Origin of the sequence: Streptomyces sp. NPDC059564 (assembly GCF_042735575.1) — a bacterium.
Taxonomy (GTDB): domain Bacteria; phylum Actinomycetota; class Actinomycetes; order Streptomycetales; family Streptomycetaceae; genus Streptomyces.
In genome coordinates, this window is the sequence record NZ_JBHWBP010000365.1 from 1 (window position 1) to 7,615 (window position 7,615).

Below are 7,615 nucleotides of genomic sequence, written 5' to 3' on the forward strand. Positions count from 1 at the left end.
CGTGAGGAAGGGGCTTCCACACGTCCTAACGGGTGAGCGGGGTATGAAGTATTGCTCGCGCTGTTGACCGAGTGCCCGGGATCCGGTGCGCCCCGCCGCGAGCCGCCGGCCGGGAGGGGGGCCTCAGGCGGCCGGGTTGGCGGGGCCGCCGAGCTGGATGCCGGCCATCCGCGTCCACTCGTACGGGCCGGTCTTCACGCGGGCGGCGAACTCTCCGTCGAACTCCTCGTGGAGGGTCAGCCCGGCCTTCTCGGCGGCGAGCTCGGCCACGCCGTAGGTGGGGGCCACCAGGTCGCCCCAGCCGCCGTCGGTGCCGACGAGCACGATGCGGGTACCGGCCTGGCCGATGTGGGCGAGCTGGCCCTCGGCGCCGCCGTGCTTCTTGGCGAACGCGCCGATCTGGCGGGCCAGCTTCGCCGCCGTGCGGTTCTGCTTCTTGTCCGCGGTGTCCGCGGCCTGGGTGCTCTCCGTGGTCTCTGCCATGGAAGGCATGCTACCGGCCGGTAATGAAGGGAGGAAGCATGAAGGGAGGAAGTATCAACGGAGGAAGGGATCCACGGCGACCGCCACGAACAGCAGCGACACATAGGTGATCGACCAGTGGAACAGCCGCATCTCCTTGAGCTTCGCGCCCGTCACCCCGGCCTTGGCCCGGGCGTTCAGCCCGTGCGCCTCCCACAGCCACCAGCCGCCGGCCACCAGCGCGACCGCCGTGTAGAACCAGCCGGTGTACCCCAGCGGGGTGAGCAGCAGCGAGACGGCCACCATCACCCAGCTGTAGAGGACGATCTGCTTCGCGACGGCCTTGTTGCCCGCCACGACCGGCAGCATCGGCACGCCGACCCGCGCGTAGTCGTCCTTGACCTTCATGGACAGCGGCCAGTAGTGCGGCGGCGTCCAGAAGAAGATGACGAGGAAGAGGATGACGGCGGCCCAGGAGACCTCGTTCTTCACGGCCGACCAGCCGATCAGGACCGGCATGCAGCCGGCGATCCCGCCCCAGACGATGTTCTGCGCGGTGCGCCGCTTCAGGAGCATCGTGTAGACCACGACGTAGAAGAGGAGCGCGCCGAGCGAGAGCGCGGCCGACAGCCAGTTGATCAGCAGCCCGAAGAACAGGGTGGAGAGCACCCCGAGGGAGATGCCGAAGACCAGGCATTCGCGCGGGCTCACCATGCCGGTCACCAGCGGCCGCTGGGCCGTACGGTCCATCAGCGCGTCGATGTCGCGGTCGATGTACATGTTCAGCGCGTTGGCGCCGCCCGCGGAGAGGTAACCGCCGAAGCAGGTGGCGAGCACCAGCCAGATCGAGGGCACCGCCTGCTCGGCGAGGAACATCACCGGCACTGTGGTGATCAGCAGAAGTTCGATGATCCGCGGCTTGGTCAATGCCACGAAAGCCATGACCCGGGCCCCGAACGGCCGGTGACCGGGGCTCGTCCCGAGCACCCCCGCTGGACGGGATTCGACGGCCGTCACGCACACCCCTGAGAGAGAATCCAGCAAGCTCCGACTCGGACACTTCAGGACATGAAGGCCCGGTAAAGGCTTGCGCGTACCACGCCACTCTAGACGTTGCACTTACGTCGCCCCGCGCGGGGGTCGTCTCGTGTTGGGCCGATCGGACCGGACGGCCCGATCCCGGGCGCGGACGCCGGATGAACACGAGGCGCCGACCTGGCGACGCACTGCCTGCACTCGAATAGCCGCACGCCCTCGCGGGGGTAGGCTCGGAATCGCGCCGGTGCGTCGTTCGTCACCGGGAATACAACATGTGGAGAGGAGCCCTGACCAACGGTGAGCACCAAGCCGACCACCACAGAGCTCGAGTGGACCGAACTGGACCAGCGGGCCGTCGACACCGCCCGCATCCTGGCCGCCGACGCGGTCCAGAAGGTCGGGAACGGCCACCCCGGTACGGCGATGAGCCTGGCCCCCGCCGCGTACACCCTGTTCCAGAAGGTCATGCGGCACGACCCGGCGGACCCCGAGTGGGTCGGCCGTGACCGCTTCGTGCTCTCCGCGGGGCACTCGTCCCTGACCCTCTACACCCAGCTCTACCTGGGTGGCTTCGGCCTGGAGCTGGACGACCTCAAGGCGTTCCGCACCTGGGGCTCCAAGACCCCCGGCCACCCGGAGTACGGTCACACGACCGGCGTCGAGACCACCACCGGCCCGCTGGGCCAGGGTGTGGCCAACGCCGTGGGCATGGCCATGGCCTCCCGCTACGAGCGCGGTCTGTTCGACCCGGAGGCCGCCGCCGGCACCTCCCCGTTCGACCACATGATCTACGCGATCGCGGGCGACGGCTGCCTCCAGGAGGGCATCTCGCACGAGGCGTCCGCGCTGGCCGGCCACCAGAAGCTCGGCAACCTCGTGCTGCTGTGGGACGACAACCACATCTCCATCGAGGGCGACACCGAGACGGCCGTCTCCGAGGACACCCTCAAGCGCTACGAGGCGTACGGCTGGCACGTCCAGCGCGTGGCCCCGCAGGCCAACGGCGACCTCGACCCGAAGGCGCTGTTCGCCGCCTTCCAGGCCGCCAAGGCCGAGACGGAGCGCCCCTCGTTCATCGCGGCCCGCTCGATCATCGCCTGGCCGGCCCCGCACGCCCAGGGCACCGAGGCCTCCCACGGCTCGGCCCTCGGCAACGACGAGGTCGCCGCGACCAAGCGCGTGCTCGGCTTCGACCCGGAGCAGAGCTTCGAGGTCGCCGACGAGGTCCTCGCCCACACCCGCGGCCTCGGCGACCGCGGCCGCGAGGCCAAGGCCGCCTGGGAGAAGGAGTTCTCCGCCTGGCGCACCGCCAACACCGAGCGCGCGGCCTCCTTCGACCGCATCAACTCCAACGAGCTGCCCGCGGGCTGGGAGGACAAGCTCCCCTCCTTCGAGACCGGCAAGGGCATCGCCACCCGCGCCGCCTCCGGCAAGGTCCTCGAAGCGCTCGGCGCGGTCATCCCGGAGCTGTGGGGCGGCTCGGCCGACCTGGCCGGCTCCAACAACACGACCATCGACAAGAACTCCTCGTTCCTGCCGGTGGGCAACCCGCTGCCGGAGGCCGACCCGTACGGCCGCACCATCCACTTCGGCATCCGCGAGCACGCCATGGCCGCGGCCATGAACGGCATCGCGCTGCACGGCCACACCCGCATCTACGGCGGCACCTTCCTGGTGTTCTCCGACTACATGCGCAACGCCGTCCGCCTGTCCGCGCTGATGCACCTGCCGGTGACGTTCGTGTGGACGCACGACTCCATCGGTCTGGGCGAGGACGGCCCGACCCACCAGCCGGTCGAGCACGTCGCCGCGCTGCGCGCCATCCCCGGTCTGAACGTCGTCCGTCCGGCCGACGCGAACGAGACCGCCATCGCCTGGCGCGAGATCCTGCGCCGCCACACCAAGGTGTTCGGCAAGGGCGCCCCGCACGGTCTGGCGCTGACCCGCCAGGGCGTGCCGACGTACGAGCGCAACGAGGACGCCGCCAAGGGCGGGTACGTGCTGTTCGAGGCCGAGGGCGGTCCCGCCGAGGTCGTCCTGATCGGCACCGGTTCCGAGGTCCAGCTCGCCGTCGCCGCGCGCGAGGCGCTGCAGGCCGAGGGCGTTCCGGCCCGCGTGGTCTCGATGCCGTCCGTCGAGTGGTTCGAGGAGCAGGACCAGGAGTACAAGGACAGCGTCCTTCCCCCCTCCGTCAAGGCGCGAGTCGCGGTCGAGGCCGGCATCGGCCTGACCTGGCACCGTTACGTCGGGGACGCGGGCAGGATCGTCTCGCTGGAGCACTTCGGTGCCTCCGCCGACGGCGCCGTCCTGTTCCGCGAGTTCGGCCTCACCGCCGAAGCCGTGACCACAGCCGCCAAGGCCTCCATCACCGCCGCCGCGCGCTGAGACCGGTACCAGAACCAGTAGGAGATGCAATTCCCATGACAGACGCACTCAAGCGCCTCTCCGACGAGGGCGTGGCGATCTGGCTGGACGACCTGTCCCGCAAGCGCATCACGTCGGGCAACCTCGCCGAGCTCATCGACCAGCAGCACGTGGTCGGTGTCACCACCAACCCGTCGATCTTCCAGAAGGCGATCAGCAGCGGCGACGGTTACGAGCAGCAGCTCACCGACCTCGCCGCCCGCAAGGTCACCGTCGACGAGGCGATCCGCATGATCACGACGGCGGACGTCCGTGACGCCGCCGACATCCTGCGCCCGGTCTACGACTCGACCGAGGGCCAGGACGGCCGCGTGTCGATCGAGGTCGACCCGCGCCTGGCGCACGAGACCACGGCGACCATCGCCGAGGCCAAGCAGCTGGCCTGGCTGGTGGACCGCCCGAACACCCTGATCAAGATCCCGGCGACCAAGGCCGGCCTGCCGGCGATCACCGAGGTCATCGGCAAGGGCATCAGCGTCAACGTGACGCTGATCTTCTCGCTGGAGCGCTACCGCGAGGTCATGGACGCGTACCTGGCGGGCCTGGAGAAGGCGAAGGCCGCCGGCCTGGACCTCTCCAAGATCCACTCGGTCGCCTCCTTCTTCGTGTCCCGCGTGGACAGCGAGATCGACAAGCGCCTCGACGGCATCGGAACCGACGAGGCGAAGGCCCTGAAGGGCAAGGCGGCCCTCGCCAACGCCCGTCTGGCCTACGAGGCCTACGAAGAGGTCTTCGGCAGCGAGCGCTGGGCCGCCCTGGACAAGGCGCAGGCCAACAAGCAGCGTCCGCTGTGGGCCTCGACCGGCGTCAAGGACCCGGCGTACAAGGACACCCTGTACGTGGTGGACCTGGTCGCCCCCGGCACCGTGAACACCATGCCCGAGGCCACCCTGGAGGCCACCGCCGACCACGGCGAGGTCTCCGGCGACACCATTCGCGGCACGTACGGGCAGGCTCGCGCCGAGCTCGACGCGGTCGCGAAGCTGGGCATCTCGTACGACGATGTGGTGCAGCTGCTCGAAGACGAAGGCGTCGAGAAGTTCGAGGCGTCGTGGAACGACCTGCTGAAGTCGACCGAGGCGGAGCTCAAGCGCCTCGCCCCCGCGGAGGACTGAGTATTTTGTCGGTGAACGGAGCGAACCCGCTTCGTGACGCACAGGACCGGCGGCTCCCGCGCATCGCGGGGCCGTCCGGCCTGGTCATTTTCGGCGTTACGGGTGACCTGTCGCGCAAGAAGCTCATGCCCGCCATCTACGACCTGGCGAACCGCGGCCTGCTGCCGCCGGGCTTCTCCCTGATCGGCTTCGCCCGCCGCGAATGGCAGGACGAGGACTTCGCCCAGGAGGTGCACGACGCGGTCAAGCAGCACTCGCGCACCCCCTTCCGCGAAGAGGTCTGGCAGCAGCTGGTGCAGGGCTGCCGGTTCGTCCAGGGCGATTTCGACGACGACGCGGCCTTCGAGACCCTGAAGGCCACCATCGAGGAACTCGACAAGGCGCAGGGGACGGGCGGCAACTTCGCCTTCTACCTCTCGGTGCCCCCGAAGTTCTTCCCCAAGGTGGTCCAGCAGCTCAAGGACCACGGTCTGGCGCAGAAGGAAGGCTCCTGGCGGCGCGCCGTCATCGAGAAGCCCTTCGGCCACGACCTCAAGAGCGCGGAAGAGCTCAACAAGGTCGTCCACGAGGTCTTCCCCCGTGACGAGGTCTTCCGGATCGACCACTACCTCGGCAAGGAGACCGTCCAGAACATCCTGGCGCTCCGCTTCGCCAACACCATGTTCGAGCCGATCTGGAACCGGTCGTACGTCGACCACGTGCAGATCACCATGGCGGAGGACATCGGCATCGGCGGCCGTGCCGGGTACTACGACGGCATCGGCGCGGCCCGTGACGTCATCCAGAACCACCTGCTCCAGCTGCTGGCGCTGACGGCGATGGAGGAGCCCGGCTCCTTCCACCCCAAGGCGCTGGTGGCCGAGAAGCTCAAGGTGCTGACCGCCGTGGAGCTGCCCGAGGACCTGGGCAAGCACACCGTGCGCGGCCAGTACTCGGCCGCCTGGCAGGGTGGCGAGAAGGTCGTCGGGTACCTCGAAGAGGACGGCATCGACCCCAAGTCGAAGACCGACACCTACGCGGCCATCCGCCTGGAGATCAACAACCGCCGCTGGGCGGGCGTCCCGTTCTACCTGCGGACGGGCAAGCGCCTGGGCCGCCGGGTGACCGAGATCGCGGTGGTCTTCAAGCGGGCCCCCTACCTGCCGTTCGAGTCGGGCGCGACCGAGGAGCTGGGGCAGAACGCCCTGGTCATCCGGGTCCAGCCGGACGAGGGCGTGACCGTCCGCTTCGGCTCCAAGGTGCCCGGCACCTCCATGGAGGTCCGGGACGTCACGATGGACTTCGCCTACGGCGAGTCCTTCACCGAGTCCAGCCCCGAGGCCTACGAGCGGCTCATCCTCGACGTCCTCCTCGGCGACGCGAACCTCTTCCCGCGCCACCAGGAGGTCGAGCTGTCCTGGAACATCCTCGACCCGATCGAGGAGTACTGGGACAAGCACGGCAAGCCCGCGCAGTACCCGGCGGGCACCTGGGGGCCGGTCGAGGCGGACGAGATGCTCGCACGAGACGGACGGAGCTGGCGCCGGCCATGAAGATCGACCTCACGGAGACCACCTCCAGCAAGATCAACGCCGCGTTGGTGCAGGCGCGCCGGGACATCGGCACGCCGGCCATCGGCATGGTCCTCACGCTGGTGATCGTGACCGATGAAGAGAACGCGTACGACGCGCTCAAGTCGGCGAACGACGCGTCCCACGAACACCCCTCGCGGATCGTCGTCGTGGTCAAGCGGGTCAGCCGCTCCCCGCGCAGCCGCCGCGATGCCCGGCTCGACGCGGAGATCCGTGTCGGGGCGGACTCCGGCACCGGGGAGACGGTCATCCTCCGCCTGCACGGCGAACTGGTCAACCACGCCCAGTCGGCGGTGCTCCCGCTCCTCCTGCCCGACGCCCCCGTGGTCGTCTGGTGGCCGGACGGCGCTCCCGCGGACCTGGCGGGCGACCCGCTGGGCGCGCTGGGGCAGCGACGGATCACGGACACCTACGCCTCCGAGAAGCCGATCGCGGCGCTCGGTGTGCGGGCGGAGTCGTACGCCCCGGGTGACACGGACCTGTCCTGGACCCGGATCACCCCGTGGCGCTCCATGCTGGCCGCCGCGCTGGACCAGCAGACCCTGTCGGTCGTCTCGGCGACCGTCGAGGGCGAGGACGAGAACCCGAGCTGCGAGCTGCTGGCCATGTGGCTGGCGGACCGTCTCGGGGTCCCGGTCCACCGCACCCTCTCCGGGGGTCCGGGCCTGACCGCCGTACGCCTGGAGACCAAGGACGGCGCGATCGTCCTGGACCGGGCGGACGGGGCCCTCGCCACGCTGTGCATGCCGGGGCAGCCCGACCGTGCGGTGGCGCTCAAGCGCCGGGACACGGCCGAGCTCCTGGCGGAGGAACTGCGCCGCCTGGACCCGGACAACACGTACGAGGCGTCCCTGAAGTTCGGCGTCTCGCGCCTGGAAGCCTCGGCGCCGGCCCCGGCCAAGGCCCCGGCCGAGCCCGAAGCCGAAGCCGCGAAGCCGACGGCCAAGCCCGCCGCCAAACCGGCGACGAAGAAGGCCCCGGCCAAGTAACGGAAGCCCGCCGCGC

Annotated in this window: 6 protein-coding genes; 4 read left to right on the top strand and 2 right to left on the bottom strand. The window is 69.8% G+C overall.

From position 1 onward, the window contains the following. Positions 1–123: 123 nt before the first annotated feature. Complete coding sequence (locus ACFV0Q_RS35225; protein ID WP_385011145.1) at positions 124–483, bottom strand: hypothetical protein; 360 nt, start codon at positions 481–483, stop codon at positions 124–126. Between the two features lie 54 nt (positions 484–537). Beyond that, entirely contained in the window at positions 538–1,485 is a 948-nt protein-coding gene (locus ACFV0Q_RS35230) for a heme o synthase (protein ID WP_385011152.1), read from the bottom strand. 312 nt (positions 1,486–1,797) lie between these two features. On the opposite strand from ACFV0Q_RS35230, the gene tkt reads away from it, so the two are divergent. The 4 genes from tkt to opcA are packed head-to-tail and all read left to right on the top strand — an operon-like array spanning position 1,798 to position 7,599. Next, positions 1,798–3,885, top strand: coding sequence for a transketolase (tkt, locus tag ACFV0Q_RS35235; RefSeq protein ID WP_385011147.1), 2,088 nt, complete (start codon positions 1,798–1,800; stop codon positions 3,883–3,885). 35 nt (positions 3,886–3,920) lie between these two features. Next, positions 3,921–5,039 (top strand): transaldolase, encoded by a 1,119-nt coding sequence (gene tal, locus ACFV0Q_RS35240; RefSeq protein WP_385011149.1) that lies wholly within the window; start codon positions 3,921–3,923, stop codon positions 5,037–5,039. Between the two features lie 2 nt (positions 5,040–5,041). Next, a complete protein-coding gene (gene zwf, locus ACFV0Q_RS35245; protein ID WP_385011154.1) occupies positions 5,042–6,571 on the top strand; it encodes a glucose-6-phosphate dehydrogenase in 1,530 nt (509 codons plus the stop codon). Beyond that, positions 6,568–7,599, top strand: coding sequence for a glucose-6-phosphate dehydrogenase assembly protein OpcA (gene opcA, locus ACFV0Q_RS35250; RefSeq protein WP_385011151.1), 1,032 nt, complete (start codon positions 6,568–6,570; stop codon positions 7,597–7,599). Before zwf ends, opcA begins: the two co-directional genes overlap by 4 nt. The last annotated feature ends 16 nt before the right edge of the window (positions 7,600–7,615 follow it).